The organism is Streptomyces sp. NBC_01089 (assembly GCF_045162975.1).
GTDB lineage: Bacteria > Actinomycetota > Actinomycetes > Streptomycetales > Streptomycetaceae > Streptomyces.
In genome coordinates this window covers 4,708,186-4,730,940 of the sequence record NZ_CP108660.1, presented here as the reverse complement: position 1 = coordinate 4,730,940, position 22,755 = coordinate 4,708,186, and the positions used below count along the sequence as shown (strand labels likewise).

General features: G+C 67.4%; 20 protein-coding genes and 2 pseudogenes. 10 read left to right on the top strand and 12 right to left on the bottom strand.

Annotation, left to right across the window (positions count from 1 at the left end):
• The first annotated feature begins 54 nt into the window (after nt 1-54).
• Nucleotides 55-753 (top strand): DUF899 family protein, encoded by a 699-nt coding sequence (locus OG510_RS21195; RefSeq protein WP_406138749.1) that lies wholly within the window; start codon nt 55-57, stop codon nt 751-753.
• A 111-nt stretch (nt 754-864) separates the two neighbouring features.
• Here OG510_RS21195 and OG510_RS21190 read toward each other — a convergent pair whose 3' ends face one another.
• Both OG510_RS21190 and OG510_RS21185 read right to left on the bottom strand, forming a co-directional pair.
• On the bottom strand, nt 865-1,209 hold the full coding sequence (locus OG510_RS21190) for a hypothetical protein (protein ID WP_406138747.1): 345 nt from the start codon (nt 1,207-1,209) through the stop codon (nt 865-867).
• Nucleotides 1,210-1,263: 54 nt separating this feature from the next.
• Nucleotides 1,264-2,649: a tetratricopeptide repeat protein gene (locus OG510_RS21185; protein ID WP_406138745.1), complete on the bottom strand. Its 1,386-nt coding sequence runs from the start codon at nt 2,647-2,649 to the stop codon at nt 1,264-1,266.
• Between the two features lie 175 nt (nt 2,650-2,824).
• On the opposite strand from OG510_RS21185, the pseudogene OG510_RS21180 reads away from it, so the two are divergent.
• The 5 genes and pseudogenes from OG510_RS21180 (at nt 2,825) to OG510_RS21160 (ending at nt 7,766) form a co-directional block, all read left to right on the top strand.
• A pseudogene (locus OG510_RS21180) lies at nt 2,825-3,680 on the top strand (IS5 family transposase).
• On the top strand, nt 3,677-4,075 hold the full coding sequence (locus OG510_RS21175) for a hypothetical protein (RefSeq protein WP_266644789.1): 399 nt from the start codon (nt 3,677-3,679) through the stop codon (nt 4,073-4,075). Before OG510_RS21180 ends, OG510_RS21175 begins: the two are co-directional and overlap by 4 nt.
• A 128-nt stretch (nt 4,076-4,203) precedes the next feature.
• Nucleotides 4,204-4,665 (top strand): DnaB-like helicase C-terminal domain-containing protein, encoded by a 462-nt coding sequence (locus OG510_RS21170; RefSeq protein WP_406142470.1) that lies wholly within the window; start codon nt 4,204-4,206, stop codon nt 4,663-4,665.
• A 717-nt stretch (nt 4,666-5,382) separates the two neighbouring features.
• On the top strand, nt 5,383-6,447 hold the full coding sequence (locus OG510_RS21165; protein ID WP_406138743.1) for a cobalamin-independent methionine synthase II family protein: 1,065 nt from the start codon (nt 5,383-5,385) through the stop codon (nt 6,445-6,447).
• A gap of 680 nt (nt 6,448-7,127) precedes the next feature.
• Nucleotides 7,128-7,766: an HAD family hydrolase gene (locus tag OG510_RS21160; protein WP_406138742.1), complete on the top strand. Its 639-nt coding sequence runs from the start codon at nt 7,128-7,130 to the stop codon at nt 7,764-7,766.
• 80 nt (nt 7,767-7,846) lie between these two features.
• Here OG510_RS21160 and OG510_RS21155 read toward each other — a convergent pair whose 3' ends face one another.
• Both OG510_RS21155 and OG510_RS21150 read right to left on the bottom strand, forming a co-directional pair.
• The gene (locus OG510_RS21155) at nt 7,847-8,518 is read right to left on the bottom strand and encodes a hypothetical protein (RefSeq protein ID WP_406138740.1); all 672 of its coding nucleotides are present in this window, start codon (nt 8,516-8,518) and stop codon (nt 7,847-7,849) included.
• 469 nt (nt 8,519-8,987) lie between these two features.
• Nucleotides 8,988-9,644: a hypothetical protein gene (locus OG510_RS21150; protein ID WP_406138739.1), complete on the bottom strand. Its 657-nt coding sequence runs from the start codon at nt 9,642-9,644 to the stop codon at nt 8,988-8,990.
• 598 nt (nt 9,645-10,242) lie between these two features.
• Here OG510_RS21150 and OG510_RS21145 point away from each other — a divergent pair.
• The 3 genes and pseudogenes from OG510_RS21145 to OG510_RS21135 all read left to right on the top strand — a co-directional run bounded on the left by OG510_RS21145 (nt 10,243) and on the right by OG510_RS21135 (nt 12,100).
• Entirely contained in the window at nt 10,243-10,920 is a 678-nt protein-coding gene (locus OG510_RS21145) for a hypothetical protein (protein WP_406138738.1), read from the top strand.
• Between the two features lie 111 nt (nt 10,921-11,031).
• A pseudogene (locus OG510_RS21140) lies at nt 11,032-11,689 on the top strand (SigB/SigF/SigG family RNA polymerase sigma factor); the annotation flags it as partial.
• A gap of 24 nt (nt 11,690-11,713) precedes the next feature.
• Nucleotides 11,714-12,100, top strand: coding sequence for a transposase (locus OG510_RS21135; protein ID WP_406138737.1), 387 nt, complete (start codon nt 11,714-11,716; stop codon nt 12,098-12,100).
• Here the strand turns inward: OG510_RS21135 and OG510_RS21130 are convergent.
• From OG510_RS21130 to OG510_RS21120, 3 genes are all read right to left on the bottom strand, one after another.
• Nucleotides 12,084-12,746 carry an HAD family hydrolase gene (locus OG510_RS21130; RefSeq protein ID WP_406138736.1) on the bottom strand — a complete coding sequence of 221 codons (663 nt, stop codon included), beginning with the start codon at nt 12,744-12,746 and terminating at the stop codon, nt 12,084-12,086. The two genes, OG510_RS21135 and OG510_RS21130, sit on opposite strands and share 17 nt — an antisense overlap.
• A gap of 87 nt (nt 12,747-12,833) precedes the next feature.
• Nucleotides 12,834-13,319, bottom strand: a complete 486-nt coding sequence (locus OG510_RS21125; RefSeq protein ID WP_406138735.1) for an IS5 family transposase — start codon at nt 13,317-13,319, stop codon at nt 12,834-12,836.
• A gap of 249 nt (nt 13,320-13,568) precedes the next feature.
• Nucleotides 13,569-13,955 carry a nuclear transport factor 2 family protein gene (locus tag OG510_RS21120; RefSeq protein WP_406138734.1) on the bottom strand — a complete coding sequence of 129 codons (387 nt, stop codon included), beginning with the start codon at nt 13,953-13,955 and terminating at the stop codon, nt 13,569-13,571.
• A gap of 98 nt (nt 13,956-14,053) precedes the next feature.
• On the opposite strand from OG510_RS21120, the gene OG510_RS21115 reads away from it, so the two are divergent.
• Nucleotides 14,054-14,632, top strand: coding sequence for a TetR/AcrR family transcriptional regulator (locus OG510_RS21115; protein WP_406138733.1), 579 nt, complete (start codon nt 14,054-14,056; stop codon nt 14,630-14,632).
• A 344-nt stretch (nt 14,633-14,976) separates the two neighbouring features.
• Here the strand turns inward: OG510_RS21115 and OG510_RS21110 are convergent, their stop codons facing one another.
• The 5 genes from OG510_RS21110 to OG510_RS21090 form a co-directional block, all read right to left on the bottom strand.
• Complete coding sequence (locus tag OG510_RS21110) at nt 14,977-18,066, bottom strand: alpha-mannosidase (RefSeq protein WP_406138731.1); 3,090 nt, start codon at nt 18,064-18,066, stop codon at nt 14,977-14,979.
• Nucleotides 18,067-18,158: 92 nt separating this feature from the next.
• Nucleotides 18,159-19,337: a glycoside hydrolase family 76 protein gene (locus OG510_RS21105; protein WP_406138730.1), complete on the bottom strand. Its 1,179-nt coding sequence runs from the start codon at nt 19,335-19,337 to the stop codon at nt 18,159-18,161.
• A 72-nt stretch (nt 19,338-19,409) separates the two neighbouring features.
• Entirely contained in the window at nt 19,410-20,240 is an 831-nt protein-coding gene (locus OG510_RS21100) for a carbohydrate ABC transporter permease (protein ID WP_406138729.1), read from the bottom strand.
• Nucleotides 20,241-20,242: 2 nt separating this feature from the next.
• Nucleotides 20,243-21,190, bottom strand: a complete 948-nt coding sequence (locus OG510_RS21095) for a carbohydrate ABC transporter permease (RefSeq protein WP_406138727.1) — start codon at nt 21,188-21,190, stop codon at nt 20,243-20,245.
• Nucleotides 21,187-22,503 carry an ABC transporter substrate-binding protein gene (locus OG510_RS21090; protein WP_406138725.1) on the bottom strand — a complete coding sequence of 439 codons (1,317 nt, stop codon included), beginning with the start codon at nt 22,501-22,503 and terminating at the stop codon, nt 21,187-21,189. The genes OG510_RS21095 and OG510_RS21090 overlap by 4 nt, the downstream gene beginning before the upstream one ends.
• Between the last annotated feature and the right edge of the window lie 252 nt (nt 22,504-22,755).

Here is a 22,755-nt window from a genome sequence, read left to right as displayed (position 1 = left end):
GGGCCGGGCCGGGAGTCGGTACGTGCAGAAGGCACCCGACCGTCCGGAGGAACCATGTCCGCCCGTAGCAATGCCTTGCCCCCCGTCGTCGACGCCGCCACCTGGGAGAAGGATCTGGCTGCTCTGCGCGTTCGGGAGAAGGCCGCCACCCGCGAGCTCGACGCCATCGCGGCTCAGCGCCGCCGGCTGCCGATGGTGGAGATGCCCGACTACGTACTGCGGGGAGAGGACGGTCCCGTCCGGCTCGTCGACATGTTCGGCGACCACCCGCAGCTGATTGTCTACAGCCACATGTGGCATGAGGGCGCCGAGTGGCAGTGCCCGGGCTGCACCGGCTTCACCTCCCAGTTCACCCGGCTCGCGGGCCTGGAGAAGTTCGACGCCCGGTTCGTGATCGTCACCCAGGGCCCGATCGACGAGGCGCTCGCCTACAAGCGCAAGGTGGGCAACACGATGACCTGGTACTCGACGTCGGACAGCACGTTCGGCAGCGATATCGGCGCCCCGCCGAACGACGGATTCGCGGTCAACGTGTTCCTGCGCGACAGCAACGGCACGGTCTACCGCACCTGGCACACCAGTGGCCGCGGCACCGAGCAGCTGAGCTATCTGTTCGGCCTGGCCGACCTCCTGCCCTACGGACGCCAGGAAGAGTGGCAGGACTCCCCCGAGGGCTGGCCCCAGTCCCCGACCTACAGCCGCTGGGCCACGCCGCAGGAGATCGCCGAGGCATACGGAGAAAGCGACCGCTGAGGCGCCGGAACACCGGGGTTTGTTCGGCGAGTTCGGGAACGCTGTCGCCGACCTCGCCCAGAACTTGGGGTGGTGCCGGCGGGCGGTGAAAACACCCGCCGGCACCGTCACTCAGGGGCGCCGACGCCCCATCTTCGCCGACTTGCGGTTATACCCCTTGGTGTCCCACCACTCTTCCAGCAATGTACGAACGATATGCACGAGTTGCTGAAGTCGTTCGGGGTCCGGGGTGGGCGAGGTGAGCACATCCAGAAGGGACTTGTCGTCCCAAGGGAGAGTGAATTCCCAGTGTTCGTCCGGGATTCCTTGCCTTTCGACAGTGAGCCAGTACGTCAACGTCACACTTCGATCCGGACGGTGATCGACCGAAAGCCCAGTGACGTCGAATCTGACTTTCCCATCACCGGTCGTGTAAGAACGGGCCAGAGCCTGCTCGGCCGGCGTTCGGGCCGTCATGCACACCGCCGCCCTTCCACCGCAAGACCTTTAAGCTCACATCCAGTGAGAAGGTCATTTCCCCGACCACTTCACGAGGAGGTCACCTTGCGGGCGGCGGCACACCGCCGAGTGATGAAATGCTGGGGGCCAAGAATGCGGAGTGCAGCAGCGTAGGCTTTCTCCGCCAGCGCAGGAGCCTCTTCGGTGTCGCCCCGTAGTCCCAGGCAGAGGGCCAAGTCCCCGTTGACCATGATGGTCCACGGGTGCTCCACCCCCAAGTGCGCCGCCCGGATATCGACCGTTCTCCTGAGCTCGGAAATCGCCACTTCCTGATCGCCGTACCCCCAAAGCAGCGAGCGCAAGATTATACCGGGCCGATGCGGTCTGAGGGTGGTCAGGGCCGAAGTGGGAGATGTGAGCGCCAAGGGCTTCCTGCGCTCGCTCCCACACCAGACTCCAATCAAGTTCCTGGGCTTCCAAATATGCGATGTCGTCTGCCGCTGAGGTCGCACCGACTGTTCGCCATGGACTTTCCGGAGACCGTGACTCCTTGGCCTTTCGCATTGCCGTCGCACTGATCAGGGGGGCCGTGATGGCGATCACGCCACTGCGCTCACCGTGAAGGCTGGGTACGAGATCCATCAACTGCCGGGCAACACGGAGTGAAATTCCATAGTTGCCCATCAGGTAATGGCTGTCCACCTCCGTAAGCAACACCTCCGCAGTGTCGGCATGCGTCGGCCCAAGGATGCGATGCCTGATCTCGCCGGCCCGATGGAGGAGCTGAATGGCTTCCGCGTTCCGCCCGCCCTTCGCGTAACACAGCGACAACTGAACGCAGGCGTCCGCTTGGAGGAGCGGCGCTTTCTCCGCCAGTGCCGTCGCCGCGTCCAGCGCCCTCTTGAGCACGGGCTCCGCTCCAGCGAAGTCCCCACTCATGTGGATGATCTTCCCCAGTGCGATTGAGTCGGCGACCGTCACGAAGTCCTCTGCTGCTCCCTCTCTCGAAACGGAAGCGGAAGCGGATTCAACCAGCTCTGCGGCGAAAGGCAGAGCGTCTGCCCACTGGCCCGCAGCATCGTAGGTGTCTCGCACCCGGCGTGCCGCGTCCAGAACATGGCCGGCGGTGGCGCTGTTCTCCAGGAGCGCCAGCAGGTGCGGCTCCACCAGACGCATCGTGTTCGCGTCCCCGCCCTGCAGAACGGCCCGGTTGACCAGCGCTGAGGCCGCCACGTGCAGTTCCGCTCGCTGTCCTTCGGGAACGCCCGCCACGATTGTTTCCAGCAAGAGTCCATGCGCGGTGACGCACCGTACTCGTCGTCCGCCCACGCCGGCCGGCACCTCGAAGAGGTCCACGAGCGACGCGGACAGCAGGCCACGCAGTCCAGCCTCGATGCGTTCGCCCGCGAGACCGGGTACCCCCACCTCGAGCATCGCCGACGGAGCGAGCAGCGCCACAGGTACTGGAGCATGCCCCCAGCACGCCAACAAGCTCAATATGACCGTGGATTCGGGCAGCCCACGCTGTGTCAGAGGTCGTTAAGTCCGATCTTCCCCGGTTGGTGATCACTCGATCGTGGTACTGGTTCCCGTACGGGCCGACCGTTCGTCATGTGCATGCTGGGATGCGGGTATGGACCGAAGACCGTATCCGAGCGACTTGTCGGATGAGCATTGGGCGTTGATCGAGCCGATGATCACGGCCTGGAAGCAGGACAGGACGGCACGGTCGGCGACCGGCGATCCCGGGACCTGCGATCTGAGGGAGGTCGTGAACGCGATCTTCTACCAGAACCGGACGGGCTGTCAGTGGCGCTATCTGCCCCATGACCTGCCAGCCTGGTCGGCGGTGTTCTACTACTTCGGCCTGTGGCGCGAAGACGGTCTTGACCAGCGGATCCAGGAACTCCTGCGCTGCCAGGTACGGGAGAGAGCCCGGCGATTAGAGGACCCGTCCCTCGTAATCTTCGACACCCACGTCCGTCCGCGCGGCCGCGGGTGTCCCGAAGACCACGACGGGACTGGACGCCAACAAGAAGGTGTCGGGCCGCAAGCGGGGACTGGCCGTCGACGTGCTGGGGCTGGTCATCGGCGTCGTCGTCCTGGCCGCCTCCGCCCACGACAACACCGCCGGCACCGCCCTGCTCGACCAGACCGCCGAGCGGTGCGGGATGCGCCTGGAGAAGGTCCTGGTGGACCAGGGCTTCAAGGACGAGGTTCTCATCCACGGTGCCCTGCTGGACATCGACGCCGAGGTCGTCCGCCGCAACCCGGGCGACCAGGGCAAAGGCTTCGTCCCGCAACCGAAGAGGTGGATCGTGGAGCAGGTCAACGGCACGTTGATGCTGCACCGCCGCCTGGCCCGCGAGTACGACCACCGCCCCGACACGTCCGCCTCGCGCGTCTACTGGGCCTCGATCGCGAACATGGCCCGCCGCCTCACCACACCGAGTCCGGCCTGGCGCGACACCCTCGGGCTGGCCGCGTGAACGTCATCGAGCTCCTGGCCGACCTCCAGGCCCAGCACGACGAGACCACAGCCCGGGCCGGTGAACTGCGCGACCAGATCCAGCACTTGACCGCCTTACTGGCCGAGACCGAAGCGCGACTCACGGACCTGGCCACCACCCAGAAGGTCATCGCCGAACTCGCACCGGTTGGAGGCCAACCCGCACTGCCCGAGACGAACACCGCCTACCAGGCCATCGTGAACACCTTCAACCAGCACCCCGACCAAGAGTTCCGAGCCCGTGAGCTGCACGAACTCCTCGGCATGCCCACCGACGAGGCATCCGTCAACATCACCCGCAGCCGCCTCGGACGCCTCACCCGCCAAGGCTTCCTCACCCAACCCGGACGAGGTCGCTACCAAAAACGGACTTAACGACCTCTGAGGTCATCAACCTGGACATCGGCCATCTCAGCTGCCTCGGAACCCGCTCGCGCAGCCGCGAAGCCCAGGCCGGATACGACATCGCCGTTCACAACGCAGCACACGGACTGCGCGTGGTGATGTTCGCCCCTGACCTGACTCCCCGCAATCCGGTGCCGGGACTGACTATCCACCGCGGCCAGCCGCTGACCGCGGCTGAGATCGAGGCGAAGGTTACGGACATGGCCAACCGCAACGACCGGGCGGATCTGATCGTCATCGACCGCCTACAGACGATGCACGCCGATTCCTACCAGCGTGTCACCGGTCCCGAGCACGTTGAGGTCGTGTCTGTCCGGCTAAAGCAGATCGCCATGCGCGAGCGCCTCGGCCAGCCACCGGTTCTGCTCGTTGCCCGGCTGGAACGCCCCCGTCGGGAAGGGCAGGAACTGCACCTGGACGACCTAGGCATCGCAGCAGATCTGGAGTACCACGCAGACACCGTGGCCCTCGTCGACCGCACTGAACCGGCCGCAGTCAACGTCCTGGTCTCCAAAGACCGGTCCGGCCCAGCACCCCGCCGCCTTACCGTCCACTGGTAGAGCCGGCAGCTTGTCCCGGACCGGTGAGGTGAACGTGCGGCGGTCACCACCCGCCGCTCTGGCGACAGATGTCCCGAGGGCAGGCCGGTTTCAGCGGTGTCTGGCGATCGAGCAAACCGTGAAGAGGCGGCCCTCAGCCATCAGGGATCGCATTGATGGCACCACACGACCAGCAGTCCCACTTATGCGTCGTCGTCCAGAACCCCTTGGGGCGCGATGTAGTTGGTCTCCCATCAGCTCCAGGGAGCGCACCACAGAGCGACGGCAACTTGTCGTTGTTCGGTCAGCCTCCCACGGCCACCCTTTGGGCTCGCTTCCAGCGGGCGACCGCCGTCGTGCGCACGACCGACTCCAAGACACCGCGCCACACACAGGGCGGTCACCCTTGGCCCCGCTGCGTTCGTCGGCCGACTTGATCGTCTTCGAGGCGACTGGACCCGCTTTGGGCCGCATCTCGGCCCCAGCCCCTTCGCGAGGGATCGGGGGGGGAACGTCCGAGCGGGCAGGCATGGTGACAGGTAGCGCGACCTGTCATGGGCGATGGGGCTTCGGAAGGTCAACCTGCGCTCCTCCGCCAGAAGCTCGATCGAGTGAACCGCTTGGTTCATGAGCTGTGATGATGTTCCGCCGAACGCCCTGGGAATCGGGAGCGACCGCCATCGGGAGGACTTCACTCCCGATCTGAGGGGCGCCTCGGTGACTTCTAGGGTGCGGATCATGAGCATTCCTACGGAGCCGATCGGCAGCCTTCCCCGTCCACGCGCGCTGCAGCTGGCGTTCACCGAGCACGCCGCAGGGCGTCTCGGCGACGCAGAGCTGGCGCGCGTCCAGGGCGAGGCTGTCGCGGACGCCCTCGCCCGGCTGGAGAAGCTGGGCAGCCCGGTCCTGGTCGACGGTGACCAGGGCAAGCCCAGCTCCCTCACCTACCCCCTCACCGGCCTTGCGGGCCTTGCGGCCAACGGCGTCGTCATCCCTTTCGCCGACGGGCACACCCGGCAGCTGCCCGCCCTGACCGGCGGACCGTTCCGCTACCAGGTCCGGGCCGAGACCTACCTCCGTACCGCCCGCACCCACACGGACCTCCCCATCAAGCAGGCCGTGGTTGCCCCCTCGGCCCTGAGCCTGCTCTACCCGGCCGCCGGCATCGACGGATACTCCCGTGAGGCGTTCCTGGGTGACCTCGCCGACGAGGCCGAGGCCGAGATCCGCGGGTGCCTCGATGCGGGCGCGCACCGCGTCGCGCTGGACTTCACGGAAGGCCGGCTGTCGTTGAAGCTCGACCCGTCCGGCGGGCTCCTCGACGACCTCGTTGCCCTCAACAACAAGGTCCTGGGCCGGTTCACCGAAGACGAACGAGCCCGCCTCGGTGTACACACCGACCCCGGAGCCGATCACAACTCCACCCACAGCCTCGACGTCGACTACGCCGAACTGCTGCCCAAACTGTTCCAGCTCAAGGTCGGCAACTTCTATCTCCAGCTGGCCGGCGAGCCCGACCGCGAGCGCGCCCTGCAGGCGATCAGCGAACAACTGCCTCCCGGGGTCCGTGTGTTCGTCGGCGTCACCGACCCGAACGACCTCAGGGTCGAGACCCCCGAGGAAGTACGCGACCGCGTCCTGGAGGCCGCCCGCCACATCCCGGTCGACCAGCTGGGCACCTGCGACGACGCCGGCTTCGCCCCCTTCTCCGACGACACCTCCACCTCGCGGGACACGGCCTTCGCCAAGATCGATGCCCGCCTGCGGGGCACCGAGCTCGCCGCCCAGGCCCTCGGCCTGTAGTCGTGCCCAACGCTAAGTGCTTCACTCGGCGAGAGTCGCCGAGTGAAGCACTCAGTCACAAGGGTGTCTGATCTGTCGCAGCGAAGGCTGGTGACCGGCTTTCTCACCGATGGTTAAGTGCCCAGCCGTCAGCAGCTCTCCGATCTCTGTGACGCCGACGTGTCCGCCGGCGGGTGCTGTGTTCGTCATGCCTTGAGGATCAAGCCCCCGGAGAGTCTCCTTGCTGTGCCACCCAGGGGAGAAACGGCGGCCGGTCCACGGGTGGCCGGCATGCGCCTTGGTGAGTTGAGCGGACAGCGCTCGGCCAGCCGGCCGGGTCAGCACGGCAGTGCGGCCTACGTACCGCAGTCGCCCGCCGGAGTCGAACCTGCCCAGGAGCACGGTGCGCGGGAGGGCCAAAGTGCCGCTCACGCCGCCGACCACGGCCTCGGTAGTCGCCCTCGTCCACTGGTGAAGTGTCGGTATTCGAGAGTTGCAGTATTTGCCCGCTGAGTGACAAGCCCCTGAGCCCGGCTGGCTTCGATCACTTCTTGCGACAGCGGGTCAGCGGGTTGCGACAGGGCTGTCACAAGCTTCGAAGAGCGCTTGACCTTGCCCCAGAGGGAGAGCCGACAGTGTCTCTGTCGATCACATGAGCGGGCGGTTGTGCTCGCTGGTCAAGGACGAAGAGGGGAGGTCGCGTGACGGCGACCTGCGTCATTCTCGACATCGGCGGCGTGCTGGAGATCACGCCGGAAACCGGATGGGTGCAACGATGGGAAGAGCTGCTGGAGCTGTCACTGGGCACTGTCCATGAGCGGATGCGCGACGTGTGGCGGGCTGGGAGCGTCGGGAGCATCAGCGAGCGAGAGGTTCACGAGCAGGTGGCGGTCCGTTTGGGACTCGACGACCTCCAGAGTGAAGCCTTCATGGCTGACCTCTGGGCGGAGTATCTGGGAACGCCGAACGAGGACCTCATCGACTATGTGCGGGGGCTGCGCGGAAGCTGCGGGCTGGGCATCTTGAGCAACAGCTTCGTCGGCGCCCGGGAGCGGGAGACGACGCTGTACCACTTCGACGAATTGGTAGATCAGATCGTCTACTCCCACGAGATCGGCATCGAGAAGCCCGACCTGCGTGCCTTCGAGGCCGCATGTACCAGCTTGAACGTGCGGCCGGAGAACTGCCTGTTCATCGACGATGTCGCGGTCAACGTCGAGGCTGCCCAGGCGGCGGGCATGCAGGCGCACCTGTTCGAGGACAACGCTCGGACCATCGCGCGCATCGCGGCTCATCTTGACGCCGGGCCCCTGCTCCCGGGGAGTGTCCCGATCGTGTGATGTCGGCCTGGTCAGTTTTCCGCGGCATCGGACCGGCGGAATTCACCGCCGAAACCCGTGAACAAAGCCACCGGACCCGGTCACGTCAGCGACGACAAGTATTCGGACCAGTTCTCGCCGGCGAACGTGGCCCAGCGTTCGGCTGTCTTGGGGTGGATGCCGAGCAGGTCGGCGATGATCATGGGCGGTAGGTCGACCAGGGCGTCCATCATGGCGGTGTTCCGAGCTGCGCGGGCTGGCAGGCCGTGGTGTCTCAGTGTGTCGGCGAGGCCGAGGGGGTTACGGGGGCGTCCAGGGCTCTGGCCGGGCAAGAGGAACCTTCGTCCGGCCGTGGTGCCGTGCTGGGACCGGCTGTGTCGGAGCTGTTCGTCGATGAGGCGGGCGAGTTTCGGCGGGAGCATGAAGGGGTGCTGGTTGACTGCCAGGTAGGTGTGCTTCTGGTCGCGGCTGATGTGATTTTCGGTGAACTCGACGATGCGGGTCAGGGGAAGGGCGTAGAGGCGGACGAGAGCAGCCGCGACGCGGACGTCCAAGGGCAACGTGGTGTCGTTGAAGCAGCGCAGCAGCTCGTTTCGGGCGTCGTCGTCGGCTTGGAAGTGGCCGGGTAGCTGTGAGGCTGGGTGCTCGATGATGAGGCCGGGCGGGCAGAGGCGTCGGGCGACCGCAGAACGCTGGTCAAGCCCGGGCCGGTGACGCACACCCCCTGAGCCGATCCGGCCCCGATATATCAGGTCCAAAAAGGGCACGGACATGACCAGCGCGTTCCCGGAGATCGCGAGAGCGGCTGCGGAGTCTCTACCGGCCGGGACCGGGCTCGTGTGCGACATCCCGCACGTTCCTCTGAGGTCTGCTGAGAGCTTGTCCCTGTGGCCAGGGGCTTCTTCCTCCGTTGGGCGCTCTTCCGTCCGGTGACGGAACTTCTGGATTCTTGAAGCTTTCTCATGTCGCCCGACCGGCCTGCGGTCTGAGCGAAGGCGAGGAGGCTCGGGCCGGCGGCACTGGCAGTCGCAAGAGGCCCTCGCAAGCAGCAGGCGCCGGCAGGCCGCCCGCGACCCGGCCCGGCGGCGATGACGCCTCCTGCGCGGGGCGATGGCCGGGCGGGACCGGCAGCCGTCGACCTCGTCCGTGGGCCGACCAATCGCCGCACAGAGGTGACTGGTCTTGTGCTCGGCGACACCGGGCCCGCGCAGATGAACGTAGTTTCTGCCGCTCCTGGGGAAGCTATTTGATCTTCGCGGCGATGGTCCGGACGAACTCAGGGAGCACATCGTCCCGCCAGACGAAAGGTGCTGGGGCCGGCGTGCCCTTGAAAGTCACGGTGGTCTGCCCGCCTACGGTGAACAGCAGCGGGCCTTTGCGACAGTTCCAACTGCCCTCTTGGAGCCCGGTGATGGCACAGCGATCCGCACCCCCCGCACCCTGGTTGGTATTGATTCCCAGCGCGGCACGATCGACGTAGCTGACAATCAACTTGGGGTCGGCCACGGCCTCGATCCGGAACCAGAACAGGGTAGCGGCGTAGGTCTCGCCCGGAAGGCGCATGCTGTAGAGGCACTGGCCGGACTCGGACCTGTCACTCTTCTTCCACGAGGAGTCCGCAGCAAATTCCTTGATCGACAAGGCGTTGATCGGACGGCTCTCCTGTTTGATGTCATTGGCGCCAGGGAGGATCGCCTTGATCTCCTCCTGGTCCACGAACGAGCACGCGTCCGGCCACTGATTCGCGGCCAGGATTGCCCCATCCTTGAGTTCAGGAAGGTTGACAGTCGCGTCTCGGGGGGCGGCCTTGCCTATCGCAACATCACCCTCGGACGTCATGTAGGTAGCGACCAGGAGCGTCAGCAGCACGACATTTGACATCAGCAGGGTGAGCATCATGGCTCTGTTCTTCCACATGGCGGCCGATTCTCCCCGAGGAGCGAGCTGATCGTCGCCCGCATCCGCTGAACCGAGGCATCCCGCTGCCGGGAGATCCCGGACACACCGCAGAGCAAGACCGGCCGTCGGTTCCCGTGAACCCAAGGGCCAGAGCCGCCGGACAAGGCTGAAGACCAATCATGTCCAGGAGCTTGAGCGAGACCTGGCAGCGACCCGCACGAGCCTGCGGCAGATGATCCGGGAACGTGCTCTCGAACCCGGGCCGAACGGCCCTGAAGGCCACGCTTGATCATGAGCACCGCTGTTGCAGATGAATTCGGTTGCGGCGGGAGCGGCGTGCCCGGTGAGGTAGTTCCATGGATAGGGCCGCTGAACAGGAGCAACGAACGACAGCAGGAAGAGTCCATAAGGTCACCCGGCAGCTGGCTCCATGGCACAGGTCAGCGGTGCTCTTGGCGACGACGCCACCAGGCCCGATCCCGGGCCAGCCACCACCGGCACCGAACGATTCGCATGTGAAGATCACGGTATGCGGCGTGGAGGACCGCGGATGCCGCGGAGTTGGCAGCTATGGCTGCCGACCCTAGGCTCGCCAGTCATGACAGTTCTCATCACGGTGTGGGGAGCATCTCCCGGCGTGGGCAAGTCGACGCTGTGTGCGGGGTTGTCCCAACGGCTGGCAGAAACAGGGCTGCGGGTGGACCACTTCCGCGAGGAAGACATCCTGACCCGACCGCAGTTCGCTGCGGTGGCCCAGGAGTTCAAGACCACAGGCACGGTCGCGCCGAGGACGTTGATCGCTGCGACTGCAAAGTTCGTCGATGAGGCCGTGGCGAGCAGCGACGACGTGGTGATCGCAGACGCGTTGATGCCATTCGTGCCGACGCTCCTCGCTATGGGACACAACGAGGAGACGATCGCCGTCTTCATGACGGACCTGACAGAGGCTCTCGCGCCGGTCCGGCCGGTCATGCTCTTTCTCGATGGGAACGCTGAAACTGCCTTGTCCCGAGCCGCGACAAGGGAAGGTGAGCAGTGGTTGGACTGGTACGTCGGGAAACTCGCCAACTACGAGGTAAGCCCTCCAGTGGCCGACGTGTCTTCGGCGGTGCAATACCTGCTGCGTGAGCGTGCAGTGACGCTTGACGCGGTCCGCCGGAAAGGCTGGGGTCTCGTTGTGGTCGAACGAGCTGACGAGCTGCCCCCGGGCGAGGTACTGCGGATCGCGCAGCGGGACCTGAGACCGTGGCTCGGAAGCACCATCACACACGGGTAAGACGGGTCAGGCCATGCGAATCGGCCGCCGACGCCCCGACCGTAACGATCTACGGCTGGAGTACCCGCAGCCTATGTTCGGTTGACGACCTGCGTTGACGAGACTGACCTCGCAGCCAACCGCTACCGCAACCGCGGCAGCGGCCAGATGGAAGACATCGTCCAGGTCGGCACGATCGGGCTCACCAAGGCCATCGACCGGTTCGAGCTCACCCGCGAAGTCGAGTTCACCACCTTCGCGATCCCCTACATCGCTGGTGAGATCAAGCGATTCTTCCGCGACACCACGTGGTCCGTCCACGTTCCCAGGCGCCTGCAGGAACTGCGCGTCACCCTCGCCAAGGCCAAGGAGGAATTCGCCACCACCCTGGGCCGGGAGGCCACAGTCGCCGAACTGGCCGCGTACCTCGAAATCAGCGAAGAGGACGTCGCCGACGGCCTTATTGCCTCCAACGGCTACACCGCCGGCTCTATCGATCTGCCCATTGAGGGAGGCAGCGACGCCGGTCCCAGCGCATCCGGCCGCACCTACGCCGATATCACCGGCAGCTGCGACCCCGGCATGGAACTGGTCGAGAACCTCCACGCGCTGGCCCCCCCTGATGGAGACCCTGGACGAGCGCGAGCGTGCCATCGTGCAGATGCGCTTCGGCCAGGAAATGACCCAGTCCGAGATCGGCGCGTGCCTGGGAGTGTCCCAGATGCACGTCTCACGCATACTCAGCCGCATCATCACCCGGCTCCGCGACGGCCTTCTCACCCAGGACTGATCCTGCCCAGGGCGCACCGCTGTAGTGAACCCGCTCTTGCCATACGGTCGGCGCCGTCGTTGTAGAACGTCAAGCACGGAGCGCCGACCGGCGACTCGTCCGCGGACCCGGCCCGACCGGGTTCGTGCCGACGAGGCGTACGCGTCGCGCAAGAACCGTGCCTACCTGCGCCGACGCGGTATCCGCTGCACTATCCCGGACAAAGTCGACCAGGCGCGCAACCGCAAGAAGCTTGGCTCGCGCGGCGGCCGGCCGCCCAAGTTCGACACCGAGGACTACAAAGCGCGGCACGCGATCGAATGCGGCATCAACCGCCTCAAAAGACACCGTGCCGTGGCCACGAGATACGACAAACTCACGGTCCGCTACGAGGCGACCGTCCTCATTGCGGCCATCAACGAGTGGCTGTGAGCAGGCGGCTCAAGGCCGGAAGCACGCCCCGCAGGTCGTCGTCGTCCACCGTGACGGTCGCCTCCTCGCGCGCTTCTGTCGAGGCGTTGAACGCCACGCTCGATCCGACGGATGCGAACAGCGGCAGATCGGAGCGGCTGTCCCCGACGGCCGCGCACGAGCGGGAAGCCAGCCCCAGCTCTCGCGCCTGCGCGAGAGCGAAATCCCGCTTGTCGTACTCGTCGAAGTGACAGGCCACCCGACCCGTGAACCGGCCGTCGGTCGTCTCCAGCCGAGGGCCGCTGAACCTATGGAAGCCGAAGCGGTCAGTCAGGTAACTGCCGACCGGCGACCAGGCGAGGGTCGCCAGTATGGGCACCAACCCGTTCTGTCGACACCAGGTCACGATCTCCGTGATGCCCGATACCAAGGGAAGCCCGGCGAGCCAGCCAGAGACCTGATCTTCGGGAACCCCCGCCCAGCCCGCGGCATCCAGCTCGGAGACCTCCCGATTGTCCAGGGCGCCGGAGGCGTAGGCGTCCTCGGCCTTGGCCAACTCGTCCCGATGGCCAAGGAAGCCGGCCAGAAAGACCGACGAACTCGTGCCGGGGACGAGGGTGCCATCGACATCGAAGAACACGGCGCCCGCATGGTCGGATGAGAACACCGCCCAAGGATCCACTGCGTCGCGAAACTGCAGATCGGGGGGCGCCCCGGGTACTTCCGATACACGCCCCAGGTGGTGTCCGCAAGGTCATGGAAGGCGGAGTTGCAGGCAGGCGAGGGTGACCATGGCCTCGTAGTGGGTGGCTCGTTTGTCGTAGCGGGTCGCGAGGGCTCTGTTCTGTTTGAGGCGGCCGAAGCAGCGTTCGACGACGTTACGGCGGCGGTAGGCGGTGCGGTCGAGACGGCTGAGTGATTCGCCTCGTCCCAGGCTGCCGTTGATCTGGTCGATGCGTTCGGGGATGGTGCAGGCGATTCCGCGTTTACGCAGGTAGGAGCAGATCTTTCGGGATGAGCACCCCTTGTCGGCGGCTATCCGTTCGGGCCCGGTCCGGGGTCTTCCCGGGCCCGGCCGGGCGATGCGGATGCCATCCATGACGGGTTCGAACTGTGTGCAGTCGTTGCTGTTGCCGCCGGTCAGGGTGAAGGTGAGAGGCCGGCCCTGTCCGTCGCAGGCCAGGTGCACAGAGGGACGGCGCACCGCCGCCCCAGCACCGTCCGGTCCCGGCCAATGCACAGCAGACGCTCGACTTCGGCTGACCCGGCGACAGCGGGGCCGGACAGGATCGCCCTGTCCGGCCCCGCTGCTCCTACCCGACTGCTTACCGGCTGAGCTTGAGTTTTAACCCCAGGCCGGCTTGCCCGCCCCGTCTCCGCGGTATCCGCCGCCGATCCCGCCCGCCTCAGGGCGGACGCCAAGAGAGCGGAGGCGTGGTCGCGATGGAGCGGGGAGCCGGTCGAAGGTCAGGACCCAAGCCGGGAGTCGTCAGACGAAGAAGGCGTTCATCCCGGGCACGTCGGAGAGATAGGTCTCGATACTCGCGATCTTTCCGTCGCGGAGCCGGCAGACCGTGGCCAGGTATTCGTCCAGCACGGCGTCCTCCCGGTTCGCCGTGTTGTGCAGGGAGAGCGCCAGGTTCTCCCTGCTGACCAGGAGATGCAGCAGCTCGAAGTCGAGGCCGTACGAGGCGATCAGCTGAGCGCGCTCCACCACCGCGTCGGCGCCCTCGGCTGTGCCGGAGATGGTGTTGTCGCCGGGCAGGGTCCAGGTGGCGTCGTCGTGCAGCAGGGCCCGGATGCCGTCCCAGTCACCCGAGACAAGGGCCTGGTGGAAGGTGCGCCCGAGGGCGAGGGGGGCTTCGTTGGTGGACATGGCATTCCCTTCACAACACTAAAGCGGCGATCTCCGCTTTAGTGTGACCGTAAGCCCCCTGCCCACTAAGGCACAACTCTTTGCTTTAAGGTGGAGGGGTGAACGCTGACGCATCGACGAAACGGCCCGGCGGCCGCAGCACCCACGTCCGTGCTGCCGTGCACAGCGCCGCGGTCGCGCTGGTGGGCGAGTTCGGCGCCGACCAGGTGACCCTCCCCGCCGTGGCCCAGCGCGCGGGGGTCAACTCCAGCACCCTCTACCGGCGCTGGGGTACGCTCGCCGCACTCCTGGCCGACGTCGCCAAGCACCGCAGCGACGCTGGCGCACCCCCGCTCGCCGGCGACCTGCGCACCGACCTGGAGAACCAGGCGCTCTGGACACTGACGGAGCTCTCCCGGCCCGGTGGCATCGCGTTCTTTCGCGCCGAGGTCGCGCCCGACGTCGACGAGCGCCACGACGGGCTACGTGAATGCCTGCGCAGGGTCAGCGAGCGCTTCCGCCCTGTCCTCGACGCGGCGCGGGAGCGCGGCGACGCGCCCCCGTCCCTGGAGCAGGTTCTGGATCGGATCGTTGCGCCGCTCTACTTCCGGGTGGTCTTCTCGATCCCCGCTACGGATGAGGCGTACGTCCGCGACCTTGTCGCGGAACTGCCCGGCAAGCCTCAACCTGAGTTGTGAACTTCGCTCGGCTCCTCGCTCCAGCGGAACCCGCCCGGAGCCGCACACACCTCGGGCCCGGGAAGAAGAGGTTACGGAACACCTGCAGGACAGCCCCATGGTCACATGCCGTTACAGAACCTCTCGTCATCTGCCTGACCCGGACGGAACCGGCAGCGGATCCCGCGGAGACAGGGCGGGCAAGCCGGCCTGAGGTTAAAACTCAAGCTAAGCGCGGGGACCGTGTTTGCGACAGCCGGCCCAACCAGCGTGGGGCAAGCCGACGCCCAGGGACGTCGGCATCAACACCGGGGGTGCCGCCGGACCGCTGCTCGGCGATCCGGCCCCCGGCCACTTGCTGGTCCTCAGAGGCGAAGCAGCACTGCCGTGGTCCCCAGTGCCGGGACGGCAACCGTCGTCGAGCCGTCAGCATCCGGCTCCAGGCGCACGCCCGGGGCGCCGAGGTAGTCGGCGGCCACCGTCTCGGCGACCGGGAAGCCCGGGGTGATCCGGCAGGCGACCGGCTCCTGGGCGTACGACTGGAGGCGGACCAGCACCCGGCCGGGGGCCGGAACCGTGAGACCCACGGTCCTGATCCGCGGATCGCCGATGCTCAGCAGCCCGTACGACGCCTCCGGCTGCTCGGCCGCCTCACCCATGGCGCGGACGGCGAGCAGCGGGCGGCTCCCCGCGGCCGCCGTTCGCATGCCCAGCTCAGGGCCCCCGCACTCCGAGGTGGGTGCTACGGCCACGCTGTACCGGAAGACGTGGTCGAAGGCCTGCTCCGAAGGGAAGTTGGTGTCCCAGATGTTGTTGTGCGCCCACGAGAAGAGGGTGCCGGGCTCCTCCTGGGCCAGCGACTGCGGGTAGGGCGCATAGGGAATCGCGATCCCGCCGACCTGCACCAGCGGGGCGTCCTGGGTGGCAACGGCGGCGGCCGTGGCCCCCTCCTCGAAGCTCACCCAGCGCCGGACCGCGCGCATGTGCCGAGCCGAGCCCGGCACGACCGGCAGGCCGGTTCCCGTCATGCCACCGGTCGCCTCCATGCGCACGACCGGGTTCCGCATGGCGAAGGGGAAGGCGAAGAACGCACTCTCCTTGGTCAGGGTCGCCCGCTTGACGATCCGGTTCTCGAGATCGATACGGGCCTGGCCGTGCGGAAGGTGGACGCGTACACACAGCTGCTCGGTGCCGGCCGGTGCGCATGCGTAGACGAGCGTCTGGCCGGTCGCGTCATCGAAGCGGTCCACCAGCGCGGCCGCCGGGGCCGAGGTGCGCGAGGCGAGGAGATGCATCGAATCGGTCGCCGTGGTCTTGCTCGACTGGTGGTTGAAGCCACCCGCTGTGGCGTACTCGTCGTACACATAGCCGTTGAGGCCGACCGTCGCGTCCTGCCGCACCAGCTCCCGGCCGGTCCGCTTGTCCGTGACCGAGCTGATCCAGGCAGAACGCAGGTCGACGGTCACCCGCAGGAACTCATTCTCCAGAACGGCCGGTCCCTCTACGGCTGTTGGGGGCGGTGGAGCGCTCTCGGCCGGGACGATGTCCACACGGACCGCACCGTGGGCGGGCACGTCCTGGAGCCGGAACAGCAGGAAACGGCCGGCGGCCCGGTGCAGCTCGTTGCTCTGAGCCTCCTCGGTGTGCTGCAGGGGCGCGCCGTCGCGCCCGTCGAGCACCCGGACCCGGTCCTCCAGCGGGGCCGTGCTCTCCGGGAGGAACAGCCGTACGGTCTCCGAACGCTGCCAGCTGCAGGTGTTGGTCACATAGAAGCCGGCCCGTGTGCCCTCGCGGGGCGAGAGCCGGGTGCCGAGTGTCGCGCCGGCGCCGTCGAGGAGTGTCTTCGCGTCGTCGTGGGCACGGAGCGCCTGCGCGTACTTCCAGTGCCACTGCCGCTCCCCGGACGCATGACCGTGGTCGCCGTGCGTCCAGGGGTCGCCGCCGCCCCAGGTGTGTTCGTTGAACAGCGATGCCGCCCGGTAGACCCCGGGGGCGGACGTGGTGATCTGCGAGCTGCCCGCTGCTCCGAGTATCTCCGCGTGCCCGGCCACCGTCTGAGCGTCGGCCAGCGCCGCCTGGCCGTCGCGCGTGGCGGCCAGCGGGACGGCGCCGGCCCCCACACCGTCCACCCACCAGTCGCTCCAGTCACCCTCGAAGGTCTCCAGCCGGTCGCCGAGACGCGCCTCTGCGTCGAGGAAGAAATCCTCGTTGCGTGAGGTGCGCAGGACGGGGAAGGCCCACTCCTCGTTCCACCGGCGTACGGTGTCCGCGATCACGCGGCGCGGCGGACCATTGTCCGCGAACTTGCCCAGCACCCGCAGGTGCAGGATGTCCCACGGGTAGGGGTCGCCCTTGAACTCCTCGTCCAGGACCGGGAACCCGGGGATGCCGCGGCCTTCGTGCGGATACTGCCGTGTGGCCAGCGCCGAGAGATAGTGCGGCAGGAGGTCGTCGACCCGGTCGAAGGACTCGTCGAACCCGAGGATCGACCCCTCCATGTACGCCAGTCCGTGCGGAGTGTCGGTGCGCCAGACCAGCACACTGCGGCCGCTCGGTGCCTTCCAGCGGAACAGCCGGGGGAGCGCCCCGCCGCCGACATGGTGCGGCACCGCACGGCCGGCCCAGTTGTGGGCCACCGAGAGATAGCGGATGCCGCTGTCCGCGAGGACGTCGGGCAGCCCGACGACCTGCCCCGGGACATCCGTCTGCATCGCGGTGGTGATGTCGATGCCGTGCTGCTCGCGGAACTCCCTTATGGGGCGCAGTAGTTCGTGCAGCTCATCGGTGGAGCACGTCTCCGTGTGCAGGTTGAACGGCATCGCGGTGAGTTCGATGCGGCCTTCGCGTACCCGCTCCAGGAACCGCGCGACCTGCTCCGGCGGACGGTTCGCCGACCAGTTCTCGAAGCTGAAGAAGCCCTCGACGGCCCAGCGGAACATGGACGCGTCGGGCCGGTCGTCCGTCGCACGGCACAGTTCGAGGAGGGAGTCGAGATACTTGCGGCCCTCGGCGAGAACGGTGCCCTGCGGGTCCGTGTAGCCGATGTCGAGGTGGGCGTGCTGCACCAGATGCAGCGTCCAGTGCCGTTGCGGGGTCAGCCGCACCTCGATCTGCTCGCCCTCCGCGATCTCGGGCAGCTCGACCAGGAGCTGGACCGGTGAGTCCACCTCCGGTACCAGAAGCCGGACGTCGCCCCCAGGGCCGGGTATCAAGTCGCATCGCACAGCGGTGCCGGACAGGGTGGTGACACGGGCCCGCGTGAGAGGGCGGTCGGTGCCCACCCGTACGGACTGGAGCAGACCGCCGTCGCCGTCATGGCGCAGCAGCGGCTCGCAGGACAACCGGACGGCGTGTTTACCGAGGACGCCGGTGGCGCTCACCCCACGGTCGCGCAGGATGTCGCGGGCGATGTCGGAGTCCCACCAGGAGGGGCGGGAGAGCTGGGGGCGGGGCATGGAGAGGGGTCTCCGCTCTGGCGTGGTGCCGGTTCGGTGCGTTTCAGCGGTCGGTGGTGGAGCGTGGGGCCCGGACGTCCGGGGGTGATTGCTCAGGAGCGGTCGGTGGCGAGGCCGGCGAAGATCTGGACCATCGCGGACTGTTCGAGGGTCTCGGCGGGCGCGGACGCGTCGTAGTCACCGCCGCCCGACGGCTGGAACCGGAAGAGTCCGTCCGACGGGTCCCGGTTCTCCTTCCAGGTACGTTCCGCGTAGGCGCTCTCCACCTGCCGGTAGGCCGGGTCGGGGCGTACGCCGTTCAGGATCCGGAGGTTGTCGAAGTAGATGGCGTTGAAGATCGCCGGCTGGTCGTGCAGCCGGTCGCCCTGCTTCCAGTACGCGAGGGACGCGTCGGCGTCCGCCACCGCGCGTTTCAGGTACGAGTGGTCGCCGGTCGCCAGGTACAGCGTGGTGGCGGTGCCGACCATGGCCCCGGAGTTGTAGGTCCACAAGGTGGTGTCGACCGTACCGTCGTCACCGCGGCTGTTCCGGTAGAGCCCCGGGCTCTGGCGCAGGCAGGTCCGGTTCCACGCATACCACTTCTGTGCGCTCTTCAGGTAGCGGCTCTCGTGCTTCACCTGGTAGAGCCTCGCGGCCAGCTCCGCTGCGAGACCTGTCACGTTCGCGGCGCGCGTGGTGTTGCTGGGAGAGTCGACCCAGTCCATGCCCCCGGGGCAGGTCTTGGACGCGTCGTCGTCCCAGCCGCGGCTGACGATGTCGAAGGTCTGCTCCGCCCGGCCGAGGTAGGTGGTGTCCCCGGTGGAACGGTACTGGTCCAGCAGCGACAGCCCGACGACGGAATTGTCGTCGTAGAAGACGTCGCCGCCCTGTCCGAGCGGCGCCGGCAGGTACGAGTCGTAGCCGGGCCGGCCGTCACGGGGTTCGAAGTAGCGCTCCAGGGTGGCGAAGCGCTCGGCCGCGTCCGCCCTGTAGGCGGTTCCGGCCTTGGGCAGGCCGGCCATGTCGACCGTGGCCGCCGCGGCTTCGCGCATCGGCCAGAGAAAGGAGTGGGCGTTGTCCGTGGTCTGTTGCGGGGTCTTCTCCTGGTAGAGGCCGTGGTTCTCCGGGCCCTGGTACAAGTGCTTCTGGAGTGAGCCGTACGTGGCCTCGGCGCGGCCGGTCCACGGGTCCGGGGCCGGTTTCGCGGCGGCGAGAGCCGGCGCGGGGCACAGAGCGGAGCAGAGGACCGGGGCGGCGGCCAGGACAAGGGCGGTGCGGACGGGGATCTTCACCGTGGGGTGCCTTTCGGGGGAGCGGCCGATGACCGCGGGGCGGGGCCGGTGGCGGGCTGTCGCCGCGGAGGGTCAGCCGAGCTTGAGGCTGCTGACGAAGAAACGCTGGGCGGAGAAGAACAGGACGACGGTCGGCAGGGAGACCAGCAGCGCGCCGCCGAGGACGACCGGGGGGCCGACACTGGAGTAGTTGCCCTGGAGCTCGGCGAGCGCGGCCATCACCGGGCGGATGTTCCGGCTGGTGGAGAGGGTGATCCCGAAGAGCAGGTCGTTCCAGACGGCGACGAACTGGAAGACGAACGCTGCGACCATCGCCGACCGGGAGAGCGGTACGTGGATCTGCCAGAAGATCCGCCACCAGGACGCGCCGTCCAGCCGTGCCGCCTCGATCACCTCGCCGGGGAGCGTCTGCGCGAAGTTGCGCATGATGAAGTACGCGAACGGGATCGCTACCGCGACGTACACGAGGAACAGCCCGATCTGCGCGTCGTAGAGGCCGGTGTTCGCGTACGCGAGGAACAGCGGCCGCAGGAAGACCTGGAGCGGCAGCAGGGTGCCCGAGTAGATCAGCCAGAACCACAGGGTCTTGCGCTTCACTGGCATGATCACGGTCGCGAAAGCGGCGGTGGTGGCCACCACGATCGCCGCGGCCGCACTGGTCACCGCGTACATCAGACTGTTGCCCATGGCGGGTCCCAGCCTGGCCCGGGTCCAGGCCTGGGACATGTTGCCGAAGAGCCCGAAGCCCCCGTGCGGCCACCAGTGCGGGCTGCCGCCGTACTCGGCGGCCGGCACCAGTGCGTTGACGAGCAGCAGCCAGGTCGGCACGGCCCAGAGGAGGGAGACGACCACCAGGACGGTGTTGCGGACGGCGGTGCCGGCGGAGATGCGGCGGGTGGACATGGTCAGGCGCCTTTCGGGGTCAGCTGGCGTCGCAGATAGAGCCAGGAGGCCAGCAGCACGATGACGGTGAGGACGACCGCGACGGCCGCGCCGGCGCCCGGACGCAGGGCGAGGAACGTCTCCTGGTACATCGAGACCGCGAGTGTCTCGGAATTGCGGCCGGGGCCGCCCTGCGTGAGCACCCAGATCAGGTCGAACGACTTCAGTCCGTTGACCAGGCTGCTGCCGACGACGATCACGGAGACCGTCCTCAGCTGGGGCAGGACGACGTACCAGAACTTGCGCCACCCGTCGGCTCCGTCCAGGGACGCGGCCTCCAGGGTTTCCGGGGGGATGGTCTGCAGACCGACCAGGAAGAGGATGACGGCCACGCCGGTCGACTGCCACGTGTTGGCGACGATCATGACCAGTGTGTTGCCCGGCCATTCGAGCAGCCAGCCCTGGGCGAACGATCCCAGGCCGAGCGCCCGGAGCGCCTGGTTGGCTGCGCCGTCCGTGGTGAGGATGAAGTTCCACACGACGGCCACCGCGGAACCGGATATGGCGTACGGCAGGACCACGAGCAGCCGCGCCACCCGGGACCACCCGGAGCCGTTGGTCATGACCGCGATGCCCAGGCCCAGAACCAGTGGCAGGGCGACCGTGCCCACCACCCACATCAGGGTGTTCTCGACGGACTTCGCGAGGACCGGGTCGGTGAGGAAGAGCCCGTAGTTGGTGAACCAGGTGAAACCGGAGATCCGTCCGTCGCTGAAGAAGCCGCGGTACAGCGTCACCGCGAACGGGGCGAGCAGCAGAGCGGCGACGAGCAGGACGGCGGGTGCCAGGAATCCTGCCCCGGCCAGCCGGTCCTTCAGCCTGCGCGGGGTTGTGCGGCCGGTGACGGACGGCGGGACGCCGGGCGCGGGGGAACCGGCCGCCGTGGGGCGCCGGTCGAGTGCCGATGTCATGACTCGTCCTTGTTCCAGGCGGCCCACTCCTTGGCCGCCCGGCTCGCCATGCTGCGCAGCGTGGCCTCGGGTGACATGCCCTGCGTCATGAAGGCTCCAAGGTCGTCAGTGTTGCCCTGAATGAGATTGGGCGGCCCGGACTGTCCGTACCGGGGGAGCTCGGTCCAGTGCTCGCGCACGGCCCGCGCCTTGAGACGGGCGAGTACCGGATTGCCGGTGACCGCCTTCGGGTTGGCCGAGCCGTCCTGGAGGAAATCGGTCCACACGCGCTGGACCGAGGGGGCCAGCCAGTGAGCGGCGTTCGCCATGGCGGCGTCGTGCGACACGGCCTTCTCCGGTACGGCGAGAACACCGGCCTCGGTGACCACGGACCGCTTGGTCGAGGCGTCGACGGGAGGCAGGACGAAGGCGTCGAACCCCTTGCCCGGTTTCATTCCGGCGGCGGCCAGCCCCTGAGACTGCCAGGAGCCGTGCAGGAACATGCCGACCTTGCCGGTCTTCAGTGCGGCGGGCCCGTTGTTCTGGTCGAAGTCGGCCGGGGTCATCCAGCCCTTCTTCATGAACTCCTGCCAGATCTGCATGGCCTTGTGCGCCTGCGGATCGGTGTAGCGGGCCCGGCCCGCGATCAGATCGGCGTAGAAGACCGGGTCCACCTTGCTGATGAGCTCCTCGAACCATTCGTACGCCGGCCAGTTGCCGTTCTGCGTGGCGACGAACGGTATGACGCCTGCCTTCTTGAGCACTTCCGCGTTGTGGAGCAGCTCGTCCCAGGTGTCCGGGGCGCGGAGTCCGTGCCTGTCGAATACCTCCGTGTTGTAGAACAGCACGTAGTACGACTGGTAGAGGGGTATCCCGTACACGGCGCCCCGGTAGGACATCGTGTCACGGAGGGTCCTGGTCACCCAGCCCTTCCGCTCGTACGCGTCCCATACGTGCGTCAGGTCACTGAGGCTGCCCGTACGTGCGAGCTGCTTGAGGTCGTATCCCGACTGCCATTTGATGAGGTCCGTCGCCTTGGTGGTCTGCAGCGAGATCTGCGTGACCTGCGTGTAGGCGGTGGGGTTGGGGTTCGAGAGCGGGCGCAGTGCGTACCCGGTCAGCTTCTTCAGCTCGCGTCCGGCAGCGACATACCCCGCGTCCCAGGTCGGGTTGTCGTTTGCCAGCGATGTCGTGCCCCGCATCGCGGCCGTGCTGTCGCCGCGTGCGCAGCCGCCTGCCAGTGCGGCCGCGGCGCCGGCCCCGAGGCCCGCCAGCACGGTGCGCCGGCGGAGCGGGTGAGACGACGGCTGTGTCGTCTCGCCGGTTGATCTCATGGGTTCACTTCCCTCTGGATCCCGGGCGGGGTCCCTGGCTCTGGGGTGCGGTGTGGGAGATCCGCCGGATGCGCGTACATCGTTCGTATGCGCTCCGGGTTGCCAGGATGTTAACGACACCATGAGGTCGAAACAAGAGGTGTGCTCCAAAATTCAGCGTAAGAGCACTGCTGGCTGCGAGTAAATCCTCCGCTGCGCTGGTCGCCCTTGTTTGAGTCGAGTGTTATCGATACCATCCAGGCGGTTGTCGGC